The 25797-nt window shown below is 72.1% G+C and carries 20 protein-coding genes and 1 pseudogene; 17 read left to right on the forward strand and 4 right to left on the reverse strand.

The annotated features are described in order from the left end of the window. Positions 1-5 precede the first annotated feature (5 nt). From GLX30_RS27545 to GLX30_RS27560, 4 genes are all read left to right on the forward strand, one after another. Entirely contained in the window at positions 6-821 is an 816-nt protein-coding gene (locus GLX30_RS27545; protein ID WP_159693330.1) for a TlyA family RNA methyltransferase, read from the forward strand. Then, positions 818-1759 carry an NAD kinase gene (locus GLX30_RS27550; RefSeq protein ID WP_159693332.1) on the forward strand — a complete coding sequence of 314 codons (942 nt, stop codon included), beginning with the start codon at positions 818-820 and terminating at the stop codon, positions 1757-1759. The genes GLX30_RS27545 and GLX30_RS27550 overlap by 4 nt, the downstream gene beginning before the upstream one ends. 213 nt (positions 1760-1972) lie before the next feature. Beyond that, positions 1973-3718, forward strand: a complete 1746-nt coding sequence (recN, locus tag GLX30_RS27555; protein WP_208545494.1) for a DNA repair protein RecN — start codon at positions 1973-1975, stop codon at positions 3716-3718. 232 nt (positions 3719-3950) lie between these two features. Then, the gene (locus GLX30_RS27560; RefSeq protein ID WP_159693334.1) at positions 3951-5063 is read left to right on the forward strand and encodes a glycosyltransferase family 4 protein; all 1113 of its coding nucleotides are present in this window, start codon (positions 3951-3953) and stop codon (positions 5061-5063) included. Here the strand turns inward: GLX30_RS27560 and GLX30_RS27565 are convergent. Both GLX30_RS27565 and GLX30_RS27570 read right to left on the reverse strand, forming a co-directional pair. Then, positions 5051-6673, reverse strand: a complete 1623-nt coding sequence (locus tag GLX30_RS27565; RefSeq protein WP_159693336.1) for a PucR family transcriptional regulator — start codon at positions 6671-6673, stop codon at positions 5051-5053. The genes GLX30_RS27560 and GLX30_RS27565 overlap by 13 nt on opposite strands. Before the next feature lie 48 nt (positions 6674-6721). Further along, the gene (locus GLX30_RS27570; protein WP_208545495.1) at positions 6722-8548 is read right to left on the reverse strand and encodes a glycoside hydrolase family 15 protein; all 1827 of its coding nucleotides are present in this window, start codon (positions 8546-8548) and stop codon (positions 6722-6724) included. A 469-nt stretch (positions 8549-9017) separates the two neighbouring features. Here GLX30_RS27570 and GLX30_RS27575 point away from each other — a divergent pair, with 469 nt between their 5' ends. The 13 genes from GLX30_RS27575 (at position 9018) to GLX30_RS27635 (ending at position 24379) form a co-directional block, all read left to right on the forward strand. Continuing rightward, positions 9018-10667 (forward strand): CTP synthase, encoded by a 1650-nt coding sequence (locus GLX30_RS27575; RefSeq protein WP_159693338.1) that lies wholly within the window; start codon positions 9018-9020, stop codon positions 10665-10667. A gap of 87 nt (positions 10668-10754) precedes the next feature. Beyond that, positions 10755-11381 carry an NUDIX hydrolase gene (locus GLX30_RS27580; RefSeq protein ID WP_159693340.1) on the forward strand — a complete coding sequence of 209 codons (627 nt, stop codon included), beginning with the start codon at positions 10755-10757 and terminating at the stop codon, positions 11379-11381. Between the two features lie 936 nt (positions 11382-12317). Further along, on the forward strand, positions 12318-14288 hold the full coding sequence (locus tag GLX30_RS27585; RefSeq protein ID WP_244258509.1) for a tetratricopeptide repeat protein: 1971 nt from the start codon (positions 12318-12320) through the stop codon (positions 14286-14288). Positions 14289-14432: 144 nt separating this feature from the next. Beyond that, positions 14433-15545, forward strand: a complete 1113-nt coding sequence (ald, locus tag GLX30_RS27590; RefSeq protein ID WP_159695286.1) for an alanine dehydrogenase — start codon at positions 14433-14435, stop codon at positions 15543-15545. Between the two features lie 340 nt (positions 15546-15885). Next, a complete protein-coding gene (locus GLX30_RS27595) occupies positions 15886-17064 on the forward strand; it encodes a ParA family protein (RefSeq protein ID WP_159693344.1) in 1179 nt (392 codons plus the stop codon). After that, entirely contained in the window at positions 17061-17660 is a 600-nt protein-coding gene (locus tag GLX30_RS27600; protein WP_159695287.1) for a hypothetical protein, read from the forward strand. Before GLX30_RS27595 ends, GLX30_RS27600 begins: the two co-directional genes overlap by 4 nt. 47 nt (positions 17661-17707) lie before the next feature. Then, positions 17708-19075 carry a segregation/condensation protein A gene (locus GLX30_RS27605; RefSeq protein ID WP_159693346.1) on the forward strand — a complete coding sequence of 456 codons (1368 nt, stop codon included), beginning with the start codon at positions 17708-17710 and terminating at the stop codon, positions 19073-19075. Beyond that, positions 19072-19677 carry an SMC-Scp complex subunit ScpB gene (gene scpB / locus GLX30_RS27610; protein ID WP_244258296.1) on the forward strand — a complete coding sequence of 202 codons (606 nt, stop codon included), beginning with the start codon at positions 19072-19074 and terminating at the stop codon, positions 19675-19677. Before GLX30_RS27605 ends, scpB begins: the two co-directional genes overlap by 4 nt. Then, the gene (locus tag GLX30_RS27615; protein WP_005319243.1) at positions 19677-20783 is read left to right on the forward strand and encodes a pseudouridine synthase; all 1107 of its coding nucleotides are present in this window, start codon (positions 19677-19679) and stop codon (positions 20781-20783) included. The genes scpB and GLX30_RS27615 overlap by 1 nt, the downstream gene beginning before the upstream one ends. Positions 20784-20905: 122 nt before the next feature. Continuing rightward, complete coding sequence (gene pnuC / locus GLX30_RS27620; protein ID WP_159693350.1) at positions 20906-21550, forward strand: nicotinamide riboside transporter PnuC; 645 nt, start codon at positions 20906-20908, stop codon at positions 21548-21550. Then, positions 21547-22617 (forward strand): AAA family ATPase, encoded by a 1071-nt coding sequence (locus GLX30_RS27625; protein WP_159693352.1) that lies wholly within the window; start codon positions 21547-21549, stop codon positions 22615-22617. Before pnuC ends, GLX30_RS27625 begins: the two co-directional genes overlap by 4 nt. Further along, positions 22614-23351 carry an NUDIX domain-containing protein gene (locus tag GLX30_RS27630; protein WP_159693354.1) on the forward strand — a complete coding sequence of 246 codons (738 nt, stop codon included), beginning with the start codon at positions 22614-22616 and terminating at the stop codon, positions 23349-23351. The genes GLX30_RS27625 and GLX30_RS27630 overlap by 4 nt, the downstream gene beginning before the upstream one ends. Further along, the gene (locus GLX30_RS27635; RefSeq protein ID WP_159693356.1) at positions 23348-24379 is read left to right on the forward strand and encodes an ADP-ribosylglycohydrolase family protein; all 1032 of its coding nucleotides are present in this window, start codon (positions 23348-23350) and stop codon (positions 24377-24379) included. Before GLX30_RS27630 ends, GLX30_RS27635 begins: the two co-directional genes overlap by 4 nt. A 42-nt stretch (positions 24380-24421) precedes the next feature. On the opposite strand, the pseudogene GLX30_RS27640 reads toward GLX30_RS27635, so the two are convergent. Together GLX30_RS27640 and GLX30_RS27645 are read right to left on the reverse strand one after the other, a co-directional pair. Next, a pseudogene (locus GLX30_RS27640) lies at positions 24422-25101 on the reverse strand (nucleotidyltransferase domain-containing protein). Positions 25102-25123: 22 nt separating this feature from the next. Next, positions 25124-25555 carry a Rieske (2Fe-2S) protein gene (locus GLX30_RS27645; RefSeq protein WP_159693358.1) on the reverse strand — a complete coding sequence of 144 codons (432 nt, stop codon included), beginning with the start codon at positions 25553-25555 and terminating at the stop codon, positions 25124-25126. Positions 25556-25797 lie beyond the last annotated feature (242 nt).

The following is a 25797-nucleotide window of genomic DNA, read 5'->3' on the forward strand; positions in this document are numbered from 1 at the left end:
CGCACGTGGCAGGAGTGGCCCGCCGCCGTCTCGACGCAGAGCTGGTACGCCGGAAACTCGCGCGTTCGCGCGAGCACGCGAGCCAGCTGATCGCCGCGGGGCGGGTGAGCGTCGGCCGGAACACGGCCACCAAGCCCGCCACCCAGGTGGAGACGAGTGCGGCCATCGTCGTCACAGCCGACGACAGCGACCCCGACTACGTGTCGCGCGGCGGACACAAGCTCGCGGGAGCGCTCGCCGCCTTCGTACCGCTCGGTCTGAAGGTCGAGGGCCGCAGGGCCCTGGACGCCGGGGCGTCCACCGGAGGCTTCACCGATGTGCTGCTGCGCTCGGGCGCCCGGCACGTCGTCGCCGTCGACGTCGGCTACGGGCAGCTCGCCTGGTCCCTGCAGAGCGATGAACGCGTCACCGTCAAGGACCGTACCAACGTGCGAGAAATGACGTTGGAGACGATCGACGGAGAGCCGGTGGACCTTGTGGTGGGGGATCTGTCCTTCATTCCGCTGGGGCTCGTGCTGCCCGCTCTGGTGCGCTGCTGCGCGCCCGACGCGGATCTCGTACTCATGGTCAAACCGCAGTTCGAGGTCGGCAAGGAGCGCCTCGGCAGCGGGGGAGTGGTGCGCAGTCCCGAACTGCGGGCCGACGCCGTACGGGCCGTCGCGCGCCGGGCGGCGGATCTCGGTCTCGGTGTGCGGGGCGTCACCGCCAGCCCTCTACCGGGACCCTCGGGCAACGTCGAATACTTTCTGTGGCTCAGGGCCGGGGCGCCCGAGCTCGATCCGGCGGACGTCGACCGCGCAGTGGCGGAGGGACCTCGTTGACCACGACATCAGGAACGACACCGGGCACCAACGGCAGCACTTCGAGCCGCACTGTTTTTCTGCTCGCTCACACGGGACGGCCCGCGGCGATCCGCAGCGCCGAGCTCGTCGTTCAGGGTCTGCTGCGCTGCGGCATCGGCGTACGCGTACTGGAGGCGGAGGCGGTCGACCTGCCGCTGCCCGCCTCGGTCGAGACCGTCGTCGACGCGACGCCGGAGGTCCTCGACGGCTGCGAGCTGCTGATCGTCCTCGGCGGCGACGGGACGCTGCTGCGGGGCGCCGAGTTCGCCCGTGCCTCCGGGGTGCCGATGCTCGGCGTCAACCTGGGGCGGGTCGGCTTCCTCGCGGAGGCGGAGCGCGACGACCTCGACAAGGTCGTCGACCGGGTCGTGACCCGCGCCTACGAGGTCGAGGAGCGGATGACCATCGATGTGATCGTGCGCTCCAACGGCGACGTGGTGCACCGCGACTGGGCGCTGAACGAGGCGGCCGTGCAGAAGGTGTCGCCCGAGCGGATGCTCGAGGTCGTCCTCGAGATCGACGGCCGGCCGGCCACCGGCTTCGGCTGTGACGGCATCGTGTGCGCGACGCCGACGGGTTCGACGGCATACGCGTTCTCGGCCGGCGGTCCGGTGGTCTGGCCCGAGGTGGAAGCGCTGCTGATGGTGCCGATCAGCGCGCACGCGCTGTTCGCGAAGCCGCTGGTGACGTCGCCGACCTCGGTGCTCGCGGTCGAGGTCCAGCCGCACACCCCGCACGGTGTGCTGTGGTGCGACGGGCGCCGGACCGTCGAACTGCCCCACGCGGCGAGGGTGGAGGTCCGGCGAGGTGCCGTGCCCGTGCGCCTCGCCAGGCTGCACCACGCGTCGTTCACGGACCGGCTGGTGGCGAAGTTCGCCCTGCCGGTCTCCGGCTGGCGCGGCGCGCCGCCCGAGTAGGCGCATCGCACGGGGCGGGGTCCCGCAGGTGCGACGGGCGGGTCGGAAGGGTGCTCGCCGGGGCACGCCTCGGCCCGGTCCTGCCCGTCCCGGTACGGACGGTGACGGGTCGCGGCGGTCGCCGGCGCGCGTTCCCGGGGCTCCGGTATGGCACGGGAGAGTGAATCGGACGCCGGGGCCCGTCGCACACCGGGGGCCGGACCTCGTATGGTCGTGTCCGTGTTGGAGGAGATGCGGATACGGTCACTCGGGGTCATCGACGACGCTGTCGTCGAGCTGTCGCCCGGATTCACAGCGGTGACCGGCGAGACGGGCGCCGGCAAGACCATGGTCGTCACCAGCCTGGGGCTGCTGCTCGGCGGGCGGGCCGACCCGGCTCTGGTGCGGATCGGCGCGAAGTCGGCCGTCGTGGAGGGCCGGATCAGGGTGTCCGCCGACGCCCCGGCCGCGCTGCGTGCGGAGGACGCCGGCGCCGAGCTCGACGACGGCACGCTGCTGGTCAGCCGGACCGTTTCTGCCGAGGGGCGCTCACGGGCGCATCTCGGCGGCCGCTCGGTGCCGGTGGGCATGCTGGCCGAGCTCGCCGACGAGCTCGTGGCCGTGCACGGCCAGACCGACCAGCAGGGCCTGCTGCGGCCCGCCAGACAGCGGGAGGCGCTGGACAGGTACGCGGGCGACGCCGTCGCCGTCCCGCACGCCAAGTACGCGGCCGCCTACCGCCGGCTGCGCGCCGTGAGCACGGAACTCGAGGAGCTGACCACCCGGGCGCGCGAGCGGGCCCAGGAGGCGGACCTGCTGCGCTTCGGTCTGAACGAGGTCGCCGCCGTGGAACCCCGTGCCGGCGAGGACGTCGAACTCGCGGCGGAGGCGGAGCGGCTCGGCCACGCGGAAGCCCTCGCGTCCGCCGCCTCGGTCGCGCACGCGGGTCTCGCGGGCAACCCGGAGGACCCGGAGGTCGTCGACGCCACGACCCTGGTCGCGGGCGCGGGACGGGCACTGGAGGCCGTACGGTCCCACGATCCGGCGCTGGCGGCGCTGGCGGACCGGATCGGCGAGATCTCCATCCTCCTCGGTGACGTGGCCGGAGAGCTCGCCGGGTACGCCGACAATCTGGACGCCGATCCGCTGCGGCTGGCCGCGGTGGAGGAGCGCCGGGCGGCACTGACGCAGCTGACCCGCAAGTACGGCCAGGACATCTCCGCCGTGCTCGCCTGGGCCGAGGAGGGCGCGGTCAGACTCACCGAGCTCGACAGCGACGACGACCGCATCGGCGAGCTGACGGCCGAACGTGACGCGTTGCGCGCCGAGCTGTCCGGCCTCGCCCAGGCGTTGACCGACGCCCGCACGGAGGCTGCCGCGCGTTTCGCCGAGGCCGTCACGGAGGAACTCGCCTCTCTCGCGATGCCGCACGCGCGGGTGTCGTTCGCGGTCCGGCAGACGGAGTCCGCCGACGAGGCCGCGGGCGTCGAGGTCGGCGGCCGCTGCGTGGTGTACGGGCCCTCCGGCGTCGACGAGGTCGAACTGCTCCTGGCCCCCCACCCGGGCGCCCCGCCGCGCCCCATCGCCAAGGGTGCTTCGGGCGGTGAGCTGTCCCGGGTGATGCTCGCCGTGGAGGTCGTCTTCGCCGGGACCGATCCCGTGCCGACGTACCTCTTCGACGAGGTCGACGCGGGGGTCGGCGGCAAGGCAGCGGTCGAGATCGGCCGCCGGCTCGCCAAACTGGCGAGGTCGGCGCAGGTGGTGGTGGTGACGCACCTGCCGCAGGTGGCGGCGTTCGCGGACCGTCAACTGCTGGTCGAGAAGACCAACGACGGCACGGTCACGCGAAGCGGTGTCACGGTCCTCGAGGGCGAGGACCGGGTACGGGAGCTGTCGCGGATGCTGGCGGGTCAGGAGGACTCGGAGACCGCCCGCGCCCACGCGGAGGAGCTGCTGGCCACGGCACGCGCCGACGCCTAGGGCCGCCCGCCCCGGGGGCTCCCGCCGGGGGCGGGCGCCGGGTCCGTGCTTCAAGTCGATCTCGAGGGTGTCGCCGAGGGGGAGGGGCGGCGCCCTCCGGACACTCCGCCGAGGTCAGCCGCCTTGCCGGCTCACCCATGTGAGTGATCCCGGTCCGCCGGAGCCGCGAACGTGCACGGGCACGACACCCGGACGGTGCCGGAACGTCCGTACGGACTGGCATCCTTGGCGGGTGACACAGCTGCGTACGGTCCAAGTGCTGGGCGGCGGCAGTGCGGGCAGCAGCGCGCACGTCAGGTCGCTGGCCGCGGGGCTGGTGGCACGGGGCGTGCGGGTGACGGTGTGCGCCCCCGCCCGCATCGACGACATCTACGACTTCCGGGGCGCCGGCGCGCACTTCGCGGCGGTCCCACGCCGGAGCGACCCGCAGGCCATCGGGGCACTGCGTGCGGCATGCGCCGGCGCGGATGTGGTGCACGCGCACGGGCTCCACGCCGCCGTGCGCGCCTCGCTCGCCCTCGGCGCCCAGCGCTCCCGCATCCCGCTCGTCGTCACCTGGCACACGACGACCCAGGCCGACGGCGCGAGGGCAGCGGTCCTGCGGCTCCTCGAACGAAGGGCCGTGCGTGCGGCGGCGGTTGTCCTCGGTACCTGCTCGGAGCTGGTCGACCGGGCCCGTGCCTGCGGCGCTCGCGATGCCCGGCTCGCCCCGGCGGCGATGCCCGCCCCACAGGTCACGCCCGCTCCTGACGCGAAGCTCCGCGCCGAACTGGGCGTCGTCGGCCGCCCGTTGCTCCTCGCCGTGGGCAGCCTCGAACGACACCGTGGCTACGGGACGCTGCTCGACGCCGCCGGATCCTGGAGGGGCCTGGACCCTGCGCCGCTGCTGCTGATCGCGGGCGAGGGGCCGGAGCGGGCCGCGCTCCAGCGCCGTATCACGGAAGAGGAGTTGCAGGTCCGGCTGCTGGGCCGGCACGACGACGTTCCCGCGCTGCTGGCCGTGGCGGACGTGGCGGTGCTGCCCTCGCGCTGGGAGGCCCGGTCCCTGCTCGTGCAGGAGGCCCTGAGGCTGGGCGTGCCCTTGGTCGCCACGGCGGTCGGCGGGGTGCCGGACCTGGTCGGGGACGCCGCCGAACTGGTCCCTTACGGGGACCCCGTCGCCCTGTCGGCCGCGGTGACCCGTCTGCTGTCGGACCCGGCGCGCCGGGCGTGGCTCTCACAGGCGGGACCGGCGCAGGCGGGGACGTGGCCGACGGAGGACGACACGGTCGCGCAGGTCCTCAGCGTCTACGACGAGTTGGCGCTCACCGGCTCCTGGTCCGCGTCTCCCGGTCAGCGGGTGTGACGGCGGGCCCGCAGCGCCAGGCTGAGGGCCAGGACCGTCTCCGGGTCCTCCAGGTCGGTGCCCAGCAGTTCCCCGATCCGGGCCAGCCGGTTGTAGAGGGTCTGCCGGTTCAGATGCAGCTCCCGCGCCGTCTCCGCCTTGCGGCCCGCATGGGCCAGATACGTTTCCAGGGTAGGCAGCAGCGGAGGGCGTGATGTCGCGTCATGGGCCCGCAGGGGTCCGATCGCACGGTCGACGAACGCCGCCAGGTCCGGATGCTCGCGCAGCCGCCACAGCAGCAGGTCGATGTCGAGACGGCGGGCGTCGTACCAGGGCCGGTCGTCCAGCCCCTGCGCCGCGGCGGCCGTTTCCGCCGCGTGGCGCAGCGCGGCTCCGGCCGCCGCCCAGCCGCCCGCGGCGGCGACCACGACGACCGGCGGATGCGCGCCGGCCCTCTCGAGCCCGGCGCGGGCCACCCCCGCGCGCAGCGCCTGGGCCACCCCGTCCGCGACGGCGGTCCGGTCGGCCTCCGCGCGCAGGCCCACGAGGAGCGGCACCCGGCCCTCCACCGGCCGCACGCCGAGCAGCACCGGCACCCCGAGCGACGACAGCTCCTCGGAAACGGCCCGTGCCAGCACCGACCAGTTGCCGCTGGGCGTCAGCTCGGCCGCGATCCGCATCACCACCGGCAGCAGCTGCCCCGCGCCCGGTTTGAAGCCGAGGACCCTGGCCTGCGTGGGCGCGTCCTCCGGCGTGATGCGGCCCTCCGCCAGGTCGGTCAGGAAGTCGCCCCGTCCGCGTGCCGCGAGCTCCTCCTCCTGGCGCGCCTGCATCAGCACCACGGCGAGGATGCCCGCCGCCCGCTCGGCGGCCATCCGGTGCACCGGCAGCACCGGGGAGGACACGGCCAGCAGCACCAGCCGGGCCCGGACCGCGCCGGCCCCGCGTCCGCCGCCGGGCACGTCGACGAGGACCGCGTTCGCCGGGGGGCCGTCCTGCCGGCCGCCCCGCAGCCCTTGCCATACCTGCAGGGGGTCGGCGGCGCCCGGTTCGCCGCCGGGGGTGTCCGCCGCGTACAGGAGCTGCCCGTCGGGGGTCTCGAGGAACACCGGGTCGCCGGTGAACGACGCGAGGATCCCGAGCACCTGGGGCACCCCGCCGCCGCCGAGGAGGGCCTCGGTGCAGCGGCGGTGCACTTCCTCCGCCTGCTGGAGCAGCGCGTAGTGGCCGTTGACGATCTCGGTGTGGATCTCCTCGGTGACCGTGACGAACGGCACCTCGCGGTGCAGCTGCACCAGCGGCAGACCGGCCGCCCGCGCCGCCTCCACGATCGAGGCCGGCAGCCGGGAGAAACGGGGGCCCAGCTCGACCACCAGCGCGGCGATGCCGCGCTCCGCGAGCCGGTGGACGAACGCCCGCTGCTCCACCGGACGGGTCCCGAGGCCGAGACCCGTCGTCAGGAGCAGCTCACCGCCCTTGAGCAGGGAGGCGATGTTGGGCACCTCACCGGCGTGGACCCAGCGCACGGTGCGTTCCAGCCGGTCGGCGCCGGCCAGCACCTCCGGGAGTCCGCTGCGGAGGCCGGGGAGTTCCAGTGCCCGCCGCACGGTGATGCCGCCCTGCGTTTCCATGGCCGAGGACGCTACCGGGGCGACAGTTCCAAGGACAACAGCGGACTCCTAGCCACCGTAGGCCCCGGACGCGGTCAGCCGCAGCGCCGTGTCGATCAGGGGGACATGGCTGAAGGCCTGCGGGAAGTTTCCCACCTGCCGCTGCAGCCTCGGATCCCACTCCTCGGCGAGCAGCCCGAGGTCGTTGCGGAGCGCCAGCAGCCTCTCGAACAGCCGCCGTGCCTCGTCCACCCGCCCGATCATCGCCAGGTCGTCCGCCATCCAGAACGAGCAGGCCAGGAACGCGCCTTCGTCGCCCGGCAGCCCGTCGACGCCTTCGTGCGCGCCCTCGGTCGGGTAGCGCAGGATGAAGCCGTCCTCGGTGGACAGCTCTCGCTGGATCGCCTCGATCGTGCCGATGACCCGCTTGTCGTCGGGCGGCAGGAAGCCCATCTGCGGGATCAGCAGCAGGGAGGCGTCCAGCTCCTTGGAGCCGTAGGACTGGGTGAAGGTGTTGCGCTCGGGGTCGTACCCCTTCTCGCAGACGTCGCGGTGGATCTCGTCACGCAGATCGCGCCAGCGCTCCAGCGGCCCGTCCGCGTCACCCGACTCGATCAGCTTGATCGTCCGGTCGACCGCGACCCACGCCATCACCTTGGAGTGCACGAAGTGCCTGCGCGGTCCGCGGACCTCCCAGATGCCCTCGTCCGGCTGGTCCCAGTGCTTCTCCAGGTAGCGGATCAGCTTCAGCTGGAGCAGCGAGGCGTAGTCGTTGCGCGCCAGGCCGGTCATGTGCGCGAGGTGCAGGGCCTCCGTGACCTCGCCGTACACGTCGAGCTGGAGCTGGTGCGCGGCGCCGTTGCCGACGCGCACCGGACCTGAGTTCTCGTAGCCGGGCAGCCAGTCGAGCTCCGCCTCCCCGAGCTCGCGCTCGCCGGCGATGCCGTACATGATCTGCAGGTTCTCCGGGTCACCGGCCACGGCCCGCAGCAGCCACTCGCGCCAGGCGCGGGCCTCTTCGCGGTAGCCGGTGCGCAGCAGCGAGGAGAGAGTGATCGCCGCGTCACGCAGCCAGGTGTAGCGGTAGTCCCAGTTACGGACACCGCCGATCTCCTCGGGCAGCGAGGTGGTGGGCGCGGCGACGATTCCGCCGGTCGGCGCGTACGTGAGGGCCTTCAGCGTGATCAGCGAGCGGACCACGGCCTCGCGATACGGGCCGTGGTACGTGCAGTGGTCCACCCACTCGCGCCAGAAATCGGCGGTGGCGTCAAGCGAACCCTGCGGGTCGGGAAGGGCCGGCTGCTCCTTGTGCGAGGGCTGCCAGCTGAGCGTGAAGGTGACCCGGTCACCGGGAGCGACGGTGAAGTCGGAGTAGGTCGTGAGGTCCTTGCCGTACGTGTCGGTGTCCGAGTCCAGCCACACCGAGTCGGGGCCGGCGACGCCGACGGTGCGGTTGTCGACCTTGTGGACCCACGGCACGATCCGTCCGTAGCTGAAACGCATGCGCAGAGCGGAGCGCATCCGCACCCGGCCCGAGACACCTTCCACGATCCGGATCAGCTGCGGGGCGCCGTCACGCGGCGGCATGAAATCGGTCACTCGGACCGTGCCCCGAGGGGTGTCCCACTCGGATTCGAGGATCAGCGAGTCACCGCGGTACGTGCGGCGGGTCGCGGCCGGCGCCTCGTTCTGCGGCTCGAACGCGGGCCCGAGCCGCCAGAATCCGTGTTCCTCCGTGCCGAGCAGCCCGGCGAAAATGGCCTGCGAGTCGAAGCGCGGCAGGCACAGCCAGTCCACTGTGCCGTCCCGGCAGACCAGTGCTGCGGTCTGCATGTCTCCGATGAGTGCGTAATCCTCGATGCGCCCGGCCACGTGCATCTCCAGTCGAACGGCCATGTCCGCCCCGCGGGGCGCTTACTGCGGTCAAGGGTCGTTGACAAGCCGCGACGACCCCAAAAACACCACGCGGGAGGTGTTGCCACGTGCCTGGTGGGGGGCGCCGTGTTCCGGGTGACGGTCTGGGGATGGTGTCCGTTCACAGGTCCGGCTCGGCAGCGAGTTTCCGAGCAGGATACGACGCACGTCGACGATCTGTGTCGGGTCCCCGCAACACAGGTGCGGCGAACGGGTGAGCGGCACGTGGGCCGCGGTGAGCGGTTCCCGCGCGTTGTCGTCACGGTACCTCCGGCACCGTCGGGACGCTTGCACGGGCGTGGCCGGGCGGCGGCCCACCCCCGTCGCTGATACCCTGGTACCCCGTGGACCGGTGGCCGGAAGGCCCCGAAACCGCAGCGACGGCGCCCCCGATCCGGGTCGGCGGCCGGTACGCACCTCACTTCGCGACCACGGGAGCCCCCTCTTGGCGATGCCGCCCAAATCCATGACGACCAAGCACATCTTCGTCACCGGGGGTGTCGCCTCCTCCCTCGGCAAGGGCCTCACGGCCTCCAGCCTGGGTGCGCTGCTCAAGGCACGGGGCCTGCGGGTCACCATGCAGAAGCTCGACCCGTACCTGAACGTCGACCCGGGCACGATGAACCCGTTCCAGCACGGTGAGGTGTTCGTCACCAACGACGGCGCCGAGACCGACCTGGACATCGGCCACTACGAGCGCTTCCTCGACGTCGACCTCGACGGCTCGGCCAACGTCACCACCGGCCAGGTCTACAGCCAGGTCATCGCCAAGGAGCGCCGCGGCGAGTACCTGGGCGACACCGTGCAGGTCATCCCGCACATCACCAACGAGATCAAGTCCCGTATCCGCCGGATGGCGACCGACGACGTCGACGTCGTCATCACCGAGGTCGGCGGCACGGTCGGCGACATCGAGTCCCTCCCGTTCCTGGAGACCGTCCGCCAGGTGCGCCACGAGGTCGGCCGCGACAACGTCTTCGTCGTGCACATCTCGCTGCTGCCCTACATCGGCCCCTCAGGCGAGCTGAAGACCAAGCCGACCCAGCACTCGGTCGCGGCGTTGCGCAACATCGGTATCCAGCCCGACGCGATCGTGCTGCGCGCCGACCGTGACGTGCCGACCGCGATCAAGCGCAAGATCTCGCTGATGTGCGACGTCGACGAGGCAGCGGTCGTCGCCGCCATCGACGCCAAGTCGATCTACGACATCCCGAAGGTCCTGCACACCGAGGGCCTGGACGCCTATGTCGTGCGCAAGCTCGACCTGCCGTTCCGCGACGTCGACTGGACGGTCTGGGAGGACCTGCTCGACCGGGTACACAACCCCGACCACGAGGTCACCGTCGCGCTCGTCGGCAAGTACATCGACCTGCCGGACGCGTACCTGTCGGTGACCGAGGCGATGCGTGCCGGCGGCTTCGCCAACAAGGCCCGTGTCCAGGTCAAGTGGGTCACCTCCGACGACTGCAAGACCCCGGCGGGGGCCGCGAAGCAGCTCGGCGACGTCGACGCGATCGTCATCCCCGGCGGTTTCGGCGAGCGCGGTGTCAACGGCAAGGTGGGCGCCATCCAGTACGCCCGCGAGAACAAGATCCCGCTGCTCGGTCTCTGCCTGGGCCTGCAGTGCATCGTGATCGAGGCCGCGCGCAACCTGGCGGAGATCCCCGACGCCAACTCCACCGAGTTCGACGCGGCCACCGCGCACCCGGTGATCTCCACCATGGAGGAGCAGTTGGCGTACGTCGAGGGCGCCGGTGACCTCGGCGGCACCATGCGTCTCGGCCTGTACCCGGCGAAGCTCGCGGACGGCTCCATCGTGCGCGAGGTCTACGGCGACGAGCCCTACGTGGAGGAGCGCCACCGCCACCGCTACGAGGTGAACAACGCCTACCGCGCGGAGCTCGAGAAGAAGGCGGGCATCCTCTTCTCCGGCACGTCCCCCGACAACCGGCTCGTCGAGTACGTCGAGTACCCGCGCGAGGTGCACCCGTACCTCGTCGCCACCCAGGCCCACCCGGAGCTGCGGTCCCGTCCGACGCGTCCGCACCCTCTCTTCGCCGGTCTGGTGAAGGCGGCCGTGGAGCGCAAGTCCGGTCAGTGACACGCCAGGCGATACGGTTGACCGGGGTACGGACCTGAGAAGGATCCGTACCCCGGTTTCCGTTGTGTGGGTGGAAGGACGCATTCGATGGCCATCAAGGACACGCCCGAGCACTGGCAGGTCACCGCGACCACCACGCCGTTCCAGGGCAACAAGACCAGCGTCCGTACCGACGACGTCGTCATGCCCGACGGCACGGTCGTCAAGCGTGACTACCAGGTGCATCCGGGATCGGTCGCCGTGCTCGCCCTCGACGGTGAGGGCCGGGTCATCGTGCTCCGCCAGTACCGGCACCCCGTGCGGCAGAAGCTGTGGGAGATCCCGGCCGGGCTGCTCGACGTGCCGGGGGAGAACCCGCTGCACGCGGCGCAGCGCGAGCTGTACGAGGAGGCGCACGTCAAGGCCGAGGACTGGCGGGTGCTCGCCGACGTCTACACCACCCCCGGCGGCTGCGACGAGGCGGTACGGATCTTCCTCGCGCGGGAGCTGTCCGAGGCCGAAGGCGACCGTTTCGAGGTCTCCGAGGAGGAGGCCGACATGGAGCTGGCCCGGGTGCCGCTCGACGAACTGGTACAGCATGTGCTCGCCGGGGACCTCCACAACACGTGCCTGGTGGTCGGCGTCCTGTCCGCGGTGGCGGCCCGCGGAGGTGAGGGCTTCGACGCGCTGCGCCCCGCGGAGGCGCCATGGCCGGCGCGGCCTTTCGAGGCGTGACCACCCCGTGTGGCCGTATGTGATGTGACGATCCGCTGATCCGATCGGGCGACGACTGCGCCGTGCTCCGCACGGATCGTCGCAGAGCGTGAACTACGCTCGAATCGCCCGCGCGGAGCCCCGCCGGGCTCGGCTCGTGCACGGCGGACTGGAGCGTGGCCCGTGACGGATCAGGCGCTGGACTTGGACGGCCCCGACCGGTCGGTCCCTCCTGAGCCGGCCCACCGCCCCAAGGGGCCCGATGATGACTCGCCGGCCCCGCGCGTGGTTTCCCTGACCCGGGCGCCGGCACCTGCGGCCGCGGGGCCCGCCGCGGACGAGGCCGGGCCCGGGACGGAGGGGCCTGGGCGGCAGGACGCCGAAGAACCGGTGGCCACCCACGCTTCCGGCGTGGGCCGGGGGCCGTCCGCCGTCCCGTCGGAACCCGGTTCGGCGGCGTCGGCCGAACGTCCCGGACCCGCTCCGGGAGTGGGCAGGTCCCCGGAGGCGGGCCCGGCGGCGTCCGCCGAACGTCCCGAACCGGTCCCGGCGCGAACCGGAGGGCCGGAGCGTGGCCGTGTGGGGGCCGATGCGGCCCTGGAGCGGCACCAAGCAGAAGTCGGCGTACCCGAAGGGCGCGGCTCGGTGGCGGGCGCCGAGGCCGAACGCGACCCTGCGGAAGTCGGGCTGCCCGGGGAGCCCGGTCCGGAAGTACGCGGGCTCGCGGAGCCCGGTCCGGAAGTACGCGGGCTCGCGGAGCCAGGTCCGGAAGTACGCGGGCCCGGGGAGCCCGGTCCGGCGGCGATCGGCAAGGACTCCGATGCCCCTCCGACAGGCGGCGGCTCACCCCCGGAGCCAGAGGCGCCGCGCGGAGTCGGGGGGCCCGTGCCGGCGGGTGGTGCGGGGCAGGCTCGCAGTGGGAGGCAGCCCGGGCAGGACGGCACGCACCCCGGCGGGCTGTTCTTCGGCCGGCAGCGGGAGCTCAAGGCGCTCGTCGCCGACATCGAGCGCGCCGGTCTCGACACGCTCGCCGGCCGCAAGGCGCCACGCGCACGGGTGCTGCTGATCGCAGGGCGCCCCGGCTCCGGGCGATCAACGCTCGCCCAGCAGCTCGCCCTCAGGCTGGGCGACCGCTACCCCGACGGGATCCTCTACGTCCGGCTCACCGAGCCGGACGGCCGGCCGGTCCCCATGGAGCAGGCGGCACGCGGACTGCTCGACCGGCTCCGGATCACCTCCCCGCCCGGCGCTGGCGACGACGAACTGACCGAGATGGTGCGCGAGGCCCTCGCCGTACGCAGGGTGCTGCTGCTCATCGATGACGCCACGGACGCCGAGCAGGTCGACCTGCTGCTGCCGCAGAACCCGGACTGCCTGGTCGTCGCCGTGTCCCAGGGTCCGCTCACCGGCATCCCGGACGTGAGGCCCTGCACGCTCGGCGGCATGGACGCCAAGTCCGCGATCGAGCTGCTCGCCACCTTCACCGGGTCCGTGCGGATCACGGTGGACCCGCAGGCGGCCGAGGCGATCGCCGAGGAGTGCGGCGGCCAGCCCGCCGCGCTGGTGCTGGTCGGCGGCTGGCTCGCCGCCCGCCCCAAGGCCTCCGTCGCCGACGCCGCCAAGCGGCTGCGCACACTTCCCGACGACGCGGCCCGGCCGACCGGGGCCAGGCCTCTGACCAGGGCCTTCCGGCTGGTGTACGAGTCACTGCCGCAGTCGGCCGCGCGGACGCTGCGGCTTCTCGCCCTCGCGCCCGCCGGCCGCGCGGACGCGCACACCGCCTCCGCACTCGCCGGATGCTCAGTCTCGGCCGCCCAGGAGTCGCTCGACCGTTTCGCGGGGCTCGGACTGCTGCGCCGTGCCGGGGCGTCGTTCGAAGTGCCGGGCGCGCTCGCGCCGCTGCTGCGCACGCTGATGGAGAGCGCCGACCGGCCCGCCGAGGTGCAGCTGGCACGGGCCAGGATGCTCGAGCGAACCGTACGGCGGCTCCAGGCCTGCCGCGCGATCACCGAGCCCGAAGGATCCCCGGCCCGCAAGAAGCTGGCCGCCCTGCCCCGGGCCCTGCGCTTCACCTCGGCGTGGGCCGCAGGTGAGTGGCTACGCACCAGCCGGCCCGAGCTGCTGGCCGCGGCGCGTCTCGTCGTCGACGACGGCGAGCTCGACACCCTGGCGCGCAGGCTGGTCGCCGCCCTGGTCAGGGCACTGGCGGCGCACTGGGGCACGGAGGCGGCCGCCCCCGAGCTGTACGGGTTGCACCAACTGGTCCTCGACGTCGCCGAGCGGCGCGGGCTGCACCGGGAGCAGGCCGCCGCGCTGCTCAACCTCGCCGACCTGGACGCGCAGACCGGTCGTACCGCCGACGCGCTGGCCCGCTACCGGGCCGCGCTCGACGCGGGACGCGCCGCGAACGATCCGTACGCGACGGGCCGCGCGATGGAATCCGTAGGCGGCGCGTACCAGGAGCTGTGCGACTGGCAGCGGGCGGCCGACTGGTACGGCCGTGCCCTCGCGCAGCGCCAGGCACGCGGTGAGCGCGCCGACGAGGCGCGGCTGTACGGACGGCTCGGCACCGCGCACACCTACGCGGGTCGGTACGGCGAGGCGCTGCGCAGCTGGCGGGCGGCGGTCGCCGGCTATCGCAAGGTCGGTGATCTGCCCTCCCAGGCGCGGGCGTTGAGCGAGGCGGCCCGCGTCCAGGAGTACGCGGGGCGGCCGGAGGAATGCCTTCGCACCTGCCAGGACGCGGTGGACCTGGCCCGGCGGGCCGGGGACACACGGCTCCAGGCCGCGCTGCAGCTCAGGCTTGCCGACACCCTCGACCGGCTCGGCGACCCGGCCGCGGCAAGGCTGCACCGCACCGCCGCGGAAAGAATGCTTGGAACAGAGGATTCAACCTACGAAATCCGTGGCAGTTCGCTCGAAGGTTAATGCTTTGCAAGGCTAGACAGCGGGAAATCCTTCATTAGACTGGCAACGCCACAGCTTCTCGTGGTGTGTCCCGGTATGCCTGTGTGCATCTGGGTACGCGCGTCATCGACCGATAAATCCCCTGAGCCAAGGACCGTGATCGACGTGAAGGTCGGCATCCCCCGCGAGGTCAAGAACAACGAGTTCCGGGTGGCCATCACCCCCGCCGGCGTGCACGAGCTCGTGCGCAACGGGCACCAGGTCTTCATCGAGCAGAACGCCGGTGTCGGCTCCTCGATCACGGACGACGAGTACGTCGCGGCCGGAGCCCGGATCCTGCCCACCGCCGACGAGGTCTGGGCCACCGCCGACCTGCTGCTGAAGGTCAAGGAGCCGATCGCGGAGGAGTACCACCGTCTCCGCAAGGATCAGACCCTCTTCACCTACCTGCACCTCGCCGCCTCCCGCGAGTGCACCGACGCCCTGCTGGAGTCCGGCACCACCGCGATCGCCTACGAGACGGTCGAGGTGGACCGGGCCCTGCCGCTGCTCGCCCCGATGTCCGAGGTCGCGGGCCGTCTCGCCCCCCAGGTCGGCGCGTACCACCTGATGCGTTCGGCCGGCGGCCGTGGCGTGCTCCCCGGTGGCGTCCCCGGCACCCAGGCCGGCAGGGCCGTCGTCATCGGCGGCGGCGTGTCCGGCTGGAACGCCACGCAGATCGCGGTCGGCATGGGCTTCCACGTGACCCTGCTCGACCGGGACATCAACAAGCTGCGCGAGGCGGACAAGATCTTCGGCACCAAGGTGCAGACGATCGTCTCCAACGCCTTCGAGCTGGAGAAGGCGGTCGTCGAGGCCGACCTCGTCATCGGTGCCGTGCTCATCCCCGGAGCCAAGGCGCCGAAGCTGGTCACCAACGAGCTCGTCGCCAAGATGAAGCCCGGAAGTGTACTTGTCGACATTGCAATCGATCAGGGTGGCTGCTTCGAGGACTCCCGTCCGACCACCCACGCCGAGCCGACGTTCAACGTCCACGACTCGGTCTTCTACTGCGTCGCCAACATGCCCGGCGCGGTGCCGAACACCTCCACCTACGCGCTGACCAACGCCACGATGCCCTACATCGTGTCGCTGGCGAACAACGGCTGGGTCGAGGCGCTGCGCCGTGACCCGGCGCTCGCCAAGGGCCTCAACACCCATGACGGCAAGGTGGTTTACCGCGAGGTCGCCGAGGCGCACGGGCTCGAGAGCGTCGAGCTGAGCGCGCTGCTCGGCTGAGCGGTCAACCAGCGGCGTCAACATCACAAGTCCGGCCGGACCTTGCTCAGCAAGGTCCGGCCGGATTCGTCTCCGCCCCTTTTGCGGGGCTCGCTCAACTCGCCTCGAACGTAACCCTTTAACCGTTTCGCGAACCCTCGAAACGTGCGGACGGGGGCACGCGGAAGGGCCTGTGCGCCCTTGACAGAGGGGTGTTCGATTGCCGACACATCGGGCCGGGTCCGGCGGATTGTGTTGCTGCGGACCGGTGACACGCCATAGAGTCGCAAACCGTCGGCATGGTGCCACGCTGACCTATCGATAAGTTTCCTGGTCACGGTCCAAGGAGGTAAGACGACTTGTGAATGAGTCGACATTTACTCCCGGGGGTGGTCGGCCAGGAACGGTTCCGGCGGGCCAGGGCCCGTCGTCCGGTCTCGAGGATGTCGGCTCCGTCGCTGTCCGCACCTTCGCGACGCACCAGCACACGACGCACATGACGACAGCCCACACGATGAAGATGATGGACGGCCAACACGTGAACGCCATGGCCGGCAACGAGAGTGGCCGAGAGTCCACCCACTTCGCCGCCTACGAGGAAGTCCCCGAAGGGCACTTCTACGACCCCGATGCCGAGTACGAGCCCGACCCCGAGTACGCGGCCACCCTCGCGCCCGACGCTGCCCGCCAGCGCCGCGAGCGGATCGGCCCCACCGGGCGTCCGCTGCCGTACTTCCCGATCCCGGGCCCGCTGACCGACCACGGCCCCGCCAAGATCATCGCGATGTGCAACCAGAAGGGCGGCGTCGGCAAGACGACGTCGACCATCAACCTGGGCGCCGCGCTCGCCGAGTACGGACGGCGGGTGCTGCTCGTCGACTTCGACCCGCAGGGCGCGCTGTCGGTGGGTCTCGGCGTCAACCCGATGGAGCTCGACCTCACCGTCTACAACCTGCTCATGGAGCGGGGCATGTCGGCCGACGAGGTCCTCCTGAAGACCGCCGTGCCCAACATGGACCTGCTGCCGAGCAACATCGACCTCTCGGCCGCGGAAGTGCAGTTGGTGAGCGAGGTCGCGCGCGAGTCGACGCTCCAGCGCGCGTTGAAGCCGCTGATGTCCGACTACGACTACATCGTGATCGACTGTCAGCCGTCGCTCGGTCTGCTCACCGTCAACGCGCTGACCGCGGCGCACAAGGTGATAGTGCCGCTCGAGTGCGAGTTCTTCGCGCTGCGCGGTGTCGCGCTGCTGACCGAGACGATCGAGAAGGTCCAGGAGCGGCTCAACCCCGACCTCGAGCTCGACGGCATTCTCGCCACGATGTACGACTCGCGGACCGTGCACAGCCGCGAGGTGCTGGCGCGCGTCGTCGAGGCGTTCGACGACCACGTCTACCACACGGTCATCGGGCGGACCGTCCGCTTCCCGGAGACCACGGTCGCCGGTGAGCCGATCACGACCTACGCGTCGAACTCCGTCGGCGCCGCCGCATACCGCCAGCTCGCCAGGGAGGTGCTCGCCCGGTGTCACGCCGAGTGAGTCTGCCCGGGGCCGACGAGCTGTTCCGTACGACCGGGGGCATGGCGCTGCAGTCGTCGTCCCCGCGCAAGCAGGGGAACCCGAACACCCCGAACAACGCTCAGAACACGTCGAACGCCAACGGTGAACCGCGGGTGCCGGCGCAGGGCGAACCGGACGAGGCCGGGGCCGAGTCGGCCTCCGCGTCCGCCTCGTCGTCCGAGGAGCACTCCGCCGCCGACGCGGACCCCTCCGAGGAGGGCCGCAGCCGGGCAACGGACGCCGCGGCCGCCGCCGGACGGGCGATGACGCCCCAGGCGCGCCGCCCCCAGGAGGGCGGGACCGCGGGCCCCGTCGCCGGCGCCGCCCCCCGCAGGCGGGGGCGCGGCGCGAACCGCCGGCCGAGCGGGCGCGAACGTCACGACGAGAAGATCACGGTCTACGTCTCCGCCGAGGAACTCATGGACCTCGAGCACGCGCGGCTGGTGCTGCGCGGCGAGCACGGTCTGGCCGTCGACCGCGGCCGGATCGTCCGCGAGGCGGTGGCGGTGGTCCTCGCGGACCTCGAGCAGCGGGGCGACGCGAGCATCCTCGTGAGACGCCTGCGGGGTCGCTGAGCGGGTAGCCTGCGGGCGCGCCTGTTCCTCCCGCTCCCTGGACCGCCATGCCCCCGAACGACGACCCGTCCGGCCCGTCCCGCCGCCGTGCCCTGGGGCGGGGACCGGGCGCTTCGCGCCAGGGAGCGGTTTCCCATAGCCCGCCCCTTTCCGGAGCGGGAGGTGAGCACCCGGACCCCGGCCGCCGTCCGCTCCACGACGACGACGGCGACGCTGCGGCGGAGCGGGCCGTCGACTCCCCGACCCCGCCCCTGCCCGGAACGGGGGCCGAGTCATCGGAGTCCGGACGCCGTCCGCCGCGCGATGACGAAGGCGACGGGGACGGCCGGGACGGCAACGACGGGCCCGAGGGCCCGGAGGCGCCGACCACTGTGGCGCCGGCCGAGGCGGTCGATTCACCGGCCCCGCCTCTTCCTGAGACGGGGGCCGAGCCTGCGGAGCCCGGGCGACGTCCGCCGCGCGACGACGCAGGCGGTTCCCCGGAGCCGGACGTCCAGGCATTGCGCGACCGGTCCGGCGGCCCGGAGGCCCCTGCCGCGCCGTCGGTCGCCGGGGGTGCGTCGTCCAGGACCGGACCTGGTTCCGATGCGCAGCACGGGGCGGGCGACGCCGCCGGGAGTGGGGACGGGCGGTTCACCGTGCGGCTCGTCAACTTCGAAGGGCCGTTCGACCTGCTGCTGCAGCTCATCTCGAAGCACAAGCTCGACGTGACCGAGGTGGCGCTCTCCAAGGTCACCGACGAGTTCATGGCGTACATCCGGGCCATGGGACCCGACTGGGACCTCGACCAGACCACAGAGTTCCTTGTGGTCGCGGCGACGCTGCTCGACCTCAAGGCCGCCCGGCTGCTGCCCGCCGCCGAGGTCGAGGACGAGGCGGACCTGGCGCTGCTGGAGGCCCGTGACCTGCTCTTCGCCCGGCTGCTCCAGTACCGCGCGTACAAGCAGATCGCCGACATCTTCGACCGGCGCCTCGACGAGGAGGCGCGGCGGTACCCCCGTACCGTCGGGCTCGAGGCACACCTCGCGGAGCTGCTCCCCGAGGTCGTCATCAGCGTCGGCGCCGAGGGCTTCGCCAAGCTCGCGGTGAAGGCCATGCAGCCGAAGGCGAAGCCGCAGGTGTACGTGGACCACATCCACGCGCCGCTGGTCAGCGTCAGGGAGCAGGCCGAGGTCGTGGTCGCGATGCTCAGGGAGCGGGGCAGGGCGTCGTTCCGTGAGCTCTCGGAGGACGCTCCGGACACCCTCACCGTCGTCGCCCGGTTCCTCGCCCTGCTGGAGCTGTACCGGGAGAAGGCGGTCGCGCTCGACCAGGACGAGGCGCTGGGCGAGCTGACGGTGGTGTGGGCCGGGGGCGGGGCCGAGGCGGTGGCCGTCACGGACGAGTTCGATCAAGTCGTGGAGGAGAAGCAGTGAGCGAGCTCAAGCCCGCGCTCGAGGCCGTCCTCATGGTCGTCGACGAGCCGGCGACGGAAGAGCACCTCGCCAAGGTGCTGGAGCAGCCCAGGAGGGCCGTCGCGGACGCGCTGCGGGAGCTCGCGGACGAGTACGCGATCCAGGGCCGCGGCTTCGAACTGCGGCTCGTCGCCGGCGGCTGGCGGTTCTACAGCCGCCCGGAGCACGCCGCGGCGGTCGAGCGTTTCGTGCTCGACGGACAGCATGCCCGTCTGACCCAGGCCGCGCTGGAGACCCTCGCGGTGGTCGCGTACCGGCAGCCGGTGAGCCGTTCCAGGGTCTCCGCGGTGCGCGGAGTGAACTGCGACGGCGTCATGCGCACCCTTCTTCAGCGGGGTCTGGTCGAGGAGGCGGGCACGGAACCTGAAACAGGTGCGATCCTGTACAGGACGACGAACTACTTTCTGGAGCGGATGGGCCTGCGCGGCCTGGACGAGCTTCCGGAGCTCGCGCCCTTCCTACCGGAGGCGGACGCGATCGAGGCCGAGACGCAGGAAGGCGTTCCGTCGTTCGATCCGGATGCACCGGATCGTGAGGACGCAGACGACAAGACGGAAATTTGATGCGAAGCAGCAGCGGCAGGAACAGCAGCGGAAACAACGGCGGGAGCCGTGGTGGCAACAGCGGCGGCCGCGGCAGCAGCGGCGGCGGGCGCGGTAACCACCGCGGTGCCGGCAACGACCGCGACGACAAGCAGAAGCGCGCCGGGAAGCCTCGCCCCGAGGAGCGTCGCTACGACGTGGGCGGCTCCCCCGAGGCGCCCAAGAAGGGGCGCGGCGGCGCGGCCCGCGGCGGCGCGAAGGGGGGCCCGAGGCAGTCGCCCCAGCGCGGTGGCGGCCGTACCGCACCCGCGCGTTCGCGTGAGTACGACGCCCGCTCCGAGGAGCGCAACCGCGAGCGCTACGCGAACAAGCCGGAGATCAAGACCCCCAAGACCTTCGGTGACCAGGAGGGGGAGCGCCTGCAGAAGGTGCTCGCCCGGGCCGGCATGGGTTCGCGCCGGGCGTGCGAGGAGCTGATCGACGCCGGTCGTGTCGAGGTCAACGGCAAGATCGTGATCGAGCAGGGTGTCCGTGTCGACCCGGAGCAGGACGAGATCAAGGTCGACGGCCTGACCGTCGCGACCCAGTCGCACCTGTTCTTCGCGCTGAACAAGCCCGCCGGTGTCGTGTCCACCATGGAGGACCCCGACGGGCGGCAGTGCCTCGGCGACTACGTCACCAACCGTGAGACCCGGCTGTTCCACGTCGGCCGGCTCGACACGGAGACCGAGGGCATCATCCTGCTCACCAACCACGGTGAGCTGGCTCACCGGCTGACCCACCCCAAGTACGGCGTGAAGAAGACCTATCTCGCCGCCATCCAGGGGCCGCTGCCGCGGGAGCTGGGCAAGCGCCTCAAGGAGGGCATCCAGCTCGAGGACGGCTACGCCCGCGCCGACCACTTCCGGGTCGTGGAGAACACCGGCAAGAACTACCTCGTCGAGGTCACCCTCCACGAGGGCCGCAAGCACATCGTGCGGCGCATGCTCTCCGAGGCGGGCTTCCCGGTCGACAAGCTCGTGCGGACCGCGTTCGGGCCGATCGCGCTGGGCGACCAGAAGTCCGGCTGGCTGCGCCGGCTGACCAACACCGAGGTCGGCATGCTGATGAAGGAAGTCGGTCTGTAACGGCACAAACGTACAAAAAAGGGCCCGTGACCTGCCAGGTCACGGGCCCTTCGTCGTCGTAAAGGCCTTGTGGCGGTCGTCGCTGCCCCTTTATAGTCAAGATGACTATTAAGGAGGCGGGCGTGAGTCTCGCAGACATCCTCGGGCCCTTGCAGCAGCCGCTGTTCAGCGTGCTCGGGACCCCCGTGAGCTGGACCGAGTTCCTCGGGTTCGGCAGCGGCGCCCTCTGTGTGTGGCTCGTCGCGCGCCAGCACATCGCGAACTGGCCGATCGGCATCGCCAACAACGTCTTCTTCGTCCTTCTCTTCACCCAGGCCGGCCTGTACGCCGACGCGGGCCTGCAGGTCGTCTTCATCACCCTCGCCGCCTACGGCTGGTGGACCTGGACCCACGGGGGTGGACCAGGTTCTTCCGTCCTTCCGGTGCGGCGGTCCACCCGCACCGAGTGGACCTGGCTGCTCGCGGCGGGGGTGGTGGGGACACTCGCCCTCACCCTCCTCCTCGACCGCGCCACCGACTCCACCGTCCCCTTCTGGGACGCGCTGACGACGGCCCTGTCGCTGATGGCCACGTACGGGCAGTGCCGCAAGCGTCTGGAGTCCTGGTGGCTGTGGATCGCCGCCGATGTGGTGTACGTACCGCTGTACGCCTACAAGGAGCTCTATCTGACGTCCCTGCTCTACATCGGCTTCATGGCACTGTGCGTCGCCGGGCTGCGGGGCTGGTCGCGCGACGTGTCCGTACGGCGTGAGGCGGTGGCCGCATGAAGCGCTACGGACACGGCCTGGTTCTCGGGAAGTTCTATCCGCCGCACGCCGGCCACCACCATCTCGTACGGACTGCGGCCGACCGCTGCGAACGGCTCACCGTCCTCGTCTGTGCCTCGTCCGTCGAGACGATCCCGCTGGCCGACCGCGTCGCGTGGATGCGCGAAGTGCACCCCGGGGTGCGGGTCGTGGGCACCATGGACGAGATCCCGGTCGACGTGCACGACCCTGATGCGTGGGACGCGCACATGGCCGTCTTCCGCGCCGCCGTCCCCGGCCGCGTGCACGCCGTCTTCACCTCGGAGGCGTACGGCACGGAGCTCGGCCGCCGCTTCGGCGCCGACGCCGTCTGCGTCGACCCCGACCGGAGCGTCTTCCCGGTCTCCGGCACCGCGGTGCGCAAGGACCCCGTCGGCTGCTGGGACTTCCTCGAGCCGCCGGTGCGAGCCGCGCTCGCCCGGCGGGTCGTCGTCCTCGGCGCCGAGTCCACCGGCACCACCACGATGGCCCGGGCGCTCGCCGAGCACTTCCGGCGGCGCGGCGGAGTGTGGGCGCACACCCGCTGGGTGGCCGAGTACGGACGGGAGTTCAGCGAGCACAAGCTGGCCGCCCTGCGGGCACGGCGGCCGGGCGCCGGCTGGGAGGACGTCACCTTCTCCTCCGACGAGTTCCCCCTGATCGCACGGCGGCAGGCGGTGCTCGAGGAGCACGCAGCGCGGGCCGGCTCGCCGGTCGTCTTCTGCGACACCGACGCCTTCGCCACGACGATCTGGCACGAGCGGTACATGGGCGGCCCCTACCCGGTGGCCCCCGAGCCGCGCCGCCAGCATCTGTGGCTGCTGACCGACCATACGGGCGTCGACTTCGAGGACGACGGACTGCGCGACGGGGAACACCTGCGGCCCTGGATGACCGGCCGCTTCCGCGAGGAGCTCGCCCGCACCTGCCGCCGCACCGTCGAGCTCACCGGACCGCACGAGCGGCGGCTCGCCACCGCGGTCGCCGCCGTGGACGCACTGATCGCCGAGGGCTGGGACCTCGCGGAGCCTCTCCCGGAGAAGCGATGAGCGACACCCGTCCGGCGGGCTACGACCCGTACGCCTTCGAACCGTTCGCAGTCACCGTCGACCTTGCCGTCTTCACGGTCAGGGAGAGCTCGCTGCACGTCCTCCTGGTCGAGCGCGGCCAGGAGCCGTACCGGGGCGCCTGGGCACTGCCCGGCGGGTTCCTGCTCCCCAGGGAGTCCGCGGAGGCCGCCGCGCGCCGCGAACTGGCGGAGGAGACCGGCCTGACGGAGCAGACCGCCGCCGACCTCCACCTCGAGCAGTTGCGCACCTACAGCGACCCGGACCGCGACCCGAGGATGCGGGTGGTGTCCGTCGCCTACACCGCGCTCGTACCGGACCTGCCGGAGCCGCGCGGCGGCGGCGACGCGGCGCACGCCCGCTGGACACGACTCTCCTCGGCCGCGCACCTCGCCTTCGACCACGACACGATCCTCGCCGACGCGCACAGCCGCATCGGCGCCAAGCTCGAGTACACCTGTCTCGCCACCGCCTTCTGCCCGCGCGAGTTCACTCTCGGCGAGCTCCAGCAGGTGTACGAGACCGTCTGGGGCGTCGAACTGGACCGCCCCAACTTCCGGCGCAAGGTGCTGGCGACCCCCGGCTTCGTCGAGGCCGTCGAGGGCGAACCGCGCCGCACCGGAGGCCGCGGAAAACCGGCCGCGCTCTACCGGGCGGGAGCCGCGTCCGCCCTGCACCCACCACTCCTGCGACCCGAGGGACGGCAGCAGACATGACCACGACGAGGAGCACCAGGACCATCACCAAGCAGGCCGCCACCGGGGCGCTGACCGGGCTCGCGCTCGGCGACGCCCTCGGCTTCCCGACCGAGTTCAACGACGTACCGGCCATCCTCGCCAAGTGCGGGCCGTGGCGGCAGATGGAACTCCCCACGCCCGCGATCGTCACCGACGACACCCAGATGACCCTCGCCCTCGCGCGCGGCATCCGCACGGCCATGTCGCGCGGCCTGCTCGTGGCGTCCAGGCTCGTCAGGCCGGTGCGCGAGGAGTTCGTCGACTGGTACCACTCCCCGGAGAACAACCGGGCCCCCGGCCGCACCTGTCTGGTCGCCTGCCAGAAGCTGGACAGCGACCTGCCGTGGCAGGCGGCCAGTCAGATCGGCTCCAAGGGCTGCGGGGCGAACATGCGCGTCGCGCCCGTCGGGCTCGTACCGGGCCTGAGCGAGGAACAGCGCTCCGGCGCCGCGCAGTTGCAGGCAGCACTCACCCACGGCCACCCGACCGCCCTCGCCGCGAGCGACCTCACGGCCCGCGCGGTGTTCCTGCTGGCGCAGGGGGCGGAGCCGACCGGCCTGGTGGGCCAGCTGCGCTCGTACGCGTACGAGAACCGCAGCCGGTACCTGCACCGCTGGCTCGGCGACCTCTGGACCTACGCGCACGACGCGACGCCTGAGGCGTTCATCGCGCGCGGGTGGGACGAGTGCCTGCAGATCCTCGAACGGCTCGCCGCCGCACTGCGCTCACCGGAACCGGAGCTCGACCCCTGCCTGGCCACCGGCGACGGCTGGATCGCGGAGGAGGCGCTCGCCACGGGCCTGCTGTGCTTCCTGATGTTCCCCGAGGAGCCCCTCACGGCCATCCGCCGGGCCGCCTGCACCAAGGGCGACTCCGACTCGATCGCCTGCCTCGCCGGCGCGTTCGCGGGGGCCCACCTCGGCGCCGGCGCGTGGCCGCGCGAATGGGCCGACCGGATCGAGTACCGCGGGGAGCTCGTGACCCTGGGAGCGCTCTGGGACGCCTGAGCCATGACCGGCCCCGGCCGTGCCGGAGTGCGGCCGGACTTCTCAGCCCGCCGACGCCCTCCTGACCCGCACCAGAAAGTCCTCCACCCGGGCCCGGTCCGGGGCGGGCGGGAGCGGAGAGGTGGTCGCGGCCGTGTCCGCCTCGGTGGCGAGGCGGGTCATCCAGGACTCGACCCGGTCCCACGGCACCTCGCCCCGTTTCACCTCGAGCAGCCGTTCGCGGTCCGCGCCCACGTCGATCACCAGCTCGCCCGTGCGCAGCAGATCGCGGCAACTGCCCAGCAGCCGCAGCAGATGCATGGCGTGCTTCCAGCGCGGTGCGCCGTGCTGCCGCACGTCCGCTTCGAGCCTCCTGCGCTGGCCGGTCGCGTAGCGGACGAACGTCTCGTGGGCGCGGCGCGACAGGAACGCCCCACGCAGGGACAGCAGTTCGCGGCCGGTGTCGTCGACGTGCTCGACGATGGGGAGTGCAGGCATTCCAGCACGTTCGGGTTGGCGCGCAGCGCCAACTCGAGGAAGCGCTCGAGCTCCCAGGAGAACTGCTCCTCCGCGGGCCCCTCGACATGCGTCGGCGGCTTCTCGAAGCCCCAGAACAGCGGCGTGGGAGCGAGGAACACCCCGCGCCGGTCCGTGTCGCTGTCATCGGTGGCCAGCCCGAAGGCGCGCGACCCCATGACGCAGGAGTAGACCGTGTGGTCGCGGACAAGTCTCTCCGGAGTCATGGCCGAGAGGCTACGTGAGGCCCTACCCCCGCCGGATCGAGTCCCCCGAGACCGTGATCCGCTCCGGCGGCAGCGGCTTCGTGGCCGGGCCCGCCTCCACGGCGGCGTCCGCGAGGCCGAACTTGCTGCCGTGGCAGAGACAGTTGATGGTCCCGTCGGAGACGTTCGCGACCGTGCAGCCCTGGTGGGTGCAGACCGCGGAGAACGCCTTGAATTCGCCGGACTCCGGCTGCGTCACCACGATCTTCTTGTCGGCGAAGACCTTGCCGCCGCCGACCGGGATGTCCGCCGTCCTCGCGAGCTCCTCGCCGCCGGGAGCGGGGGAGTCCTGCCCCGGCTCCGTGGGCGTGGCGTCCGGCGGCCGGGTGGCCGGATCCTCCCCGCCGTCGTCCCCGCATCCCGCCACCAGCGCGGCCGCGCCCGCCGCGAGGACCGTCCGTCGGCTCGTGTCCATGACACTCTCCTCTGCTCGTCGCCCCGACCGCCCGGGGCACGAGCATCCTGGCCTCCGAACGGGCGGAGAAGAAGCAACCGGGCGGTCGTGTCCGCCCGTCGGCCCAGGCCCAGTGTGCGCCTCTACGGGCCGTCGGTCCCAGCGGCAGCCGGACCGGAGGGTCCGCGTCCCGCGGAACTCGGTGTCTCGCAGAGCGGTCGCCGCGGCCGCCACGCCGCGCGCTGACTACGCTGAAACGGAGC

It is taken from the genome of Streptomyces sp. Tu 2975, assembly GCF_009832925.1.
In the GTDB taxonomy this organism is placed as follows: domain Bacteria; phylum Actinomycetota; class Actinomycetes; order Streptomycetales; family Streptomycetaceae; genus Streptomyces.

What these genes read in the sequence shown, in the direction of transcription:
- GLX30_RS27565 (WP_159693336.1), bottom strand. Translation starts at nt 6,673, where the DNA reads ATGGAAACGCAGGGCGGCATCACCGTGCGGCGGGCACTGGAACTCCCC.
- GLX30_RS27570 (WP_208545495.1), bottom strand. Translation starts at nt 8,548, where the DNA reads ATGGCCGTTCGACTGGAGATGCACGTGGCCGGGCGCATCGAGGATTAC.
- GLX30_RS27575 (WP_159693338.1), top strand. Translation starts at nt 9,018, where the DNA reads ATGCCGCCCAAATCCATGACGACCAAGCACATCTTCGTCACCGGGGGT.
- GLX30_RS27580 (WP_159693340.1), top strand. Translation starts at nt 10,755, where the DNA reads ATGGCCATCAAGGACACGCCCGAGCACTGGCAGGTCACCGCGACCACC.
- GLX30_RS27605 (WP_159693346.1), top strand. Translation starts at nt 17,708, where the DNA reads ATGCCCCCGAACGACGACCCGTCCGGCCCGTCCCGCCGCCGTGCCCTG.
- GLX30_RS27615 (WP_005319243.1), top strand. Translation starts at nt 19,677, where the DNA reads ATGCGAAGCAGCAGCGGCAGGAACAGCAGCGGAAACAACGGCGGGAGC.
- GLX30_RS27625 (WP_159693352.1), top strand. Translation starts at nt 21,547, where the DNA reads ATGAAGCGCTACGGACACGGCCTGGTTCTCGGGAAGTTCTATCCGCCG.
- GLX30_RS27630 (WP_159693354.1), top strand. Translation starts at nt 22,614, where the DNA reads ATGAGCGACACCCGTCCGGCGGGCTACGACCCGTACGCCTTCGAACCG.
- GLX30_RS27635 (WP_159693356.1), top strand. Translation starts at nt 23,348, where the DNA reads ATGACCACGACGAGGAGCACCAGGACCATCACCAAGCAGGCCGCCACC.
- GLX30_RS27645 (WP_159693358.1), bottom strand. Translation starts at nt 25,555, where the DNA reads ATGGACACGAGCCGACGGACGGTCCTCGCGGCGGGCGCGGCCGCGCTG.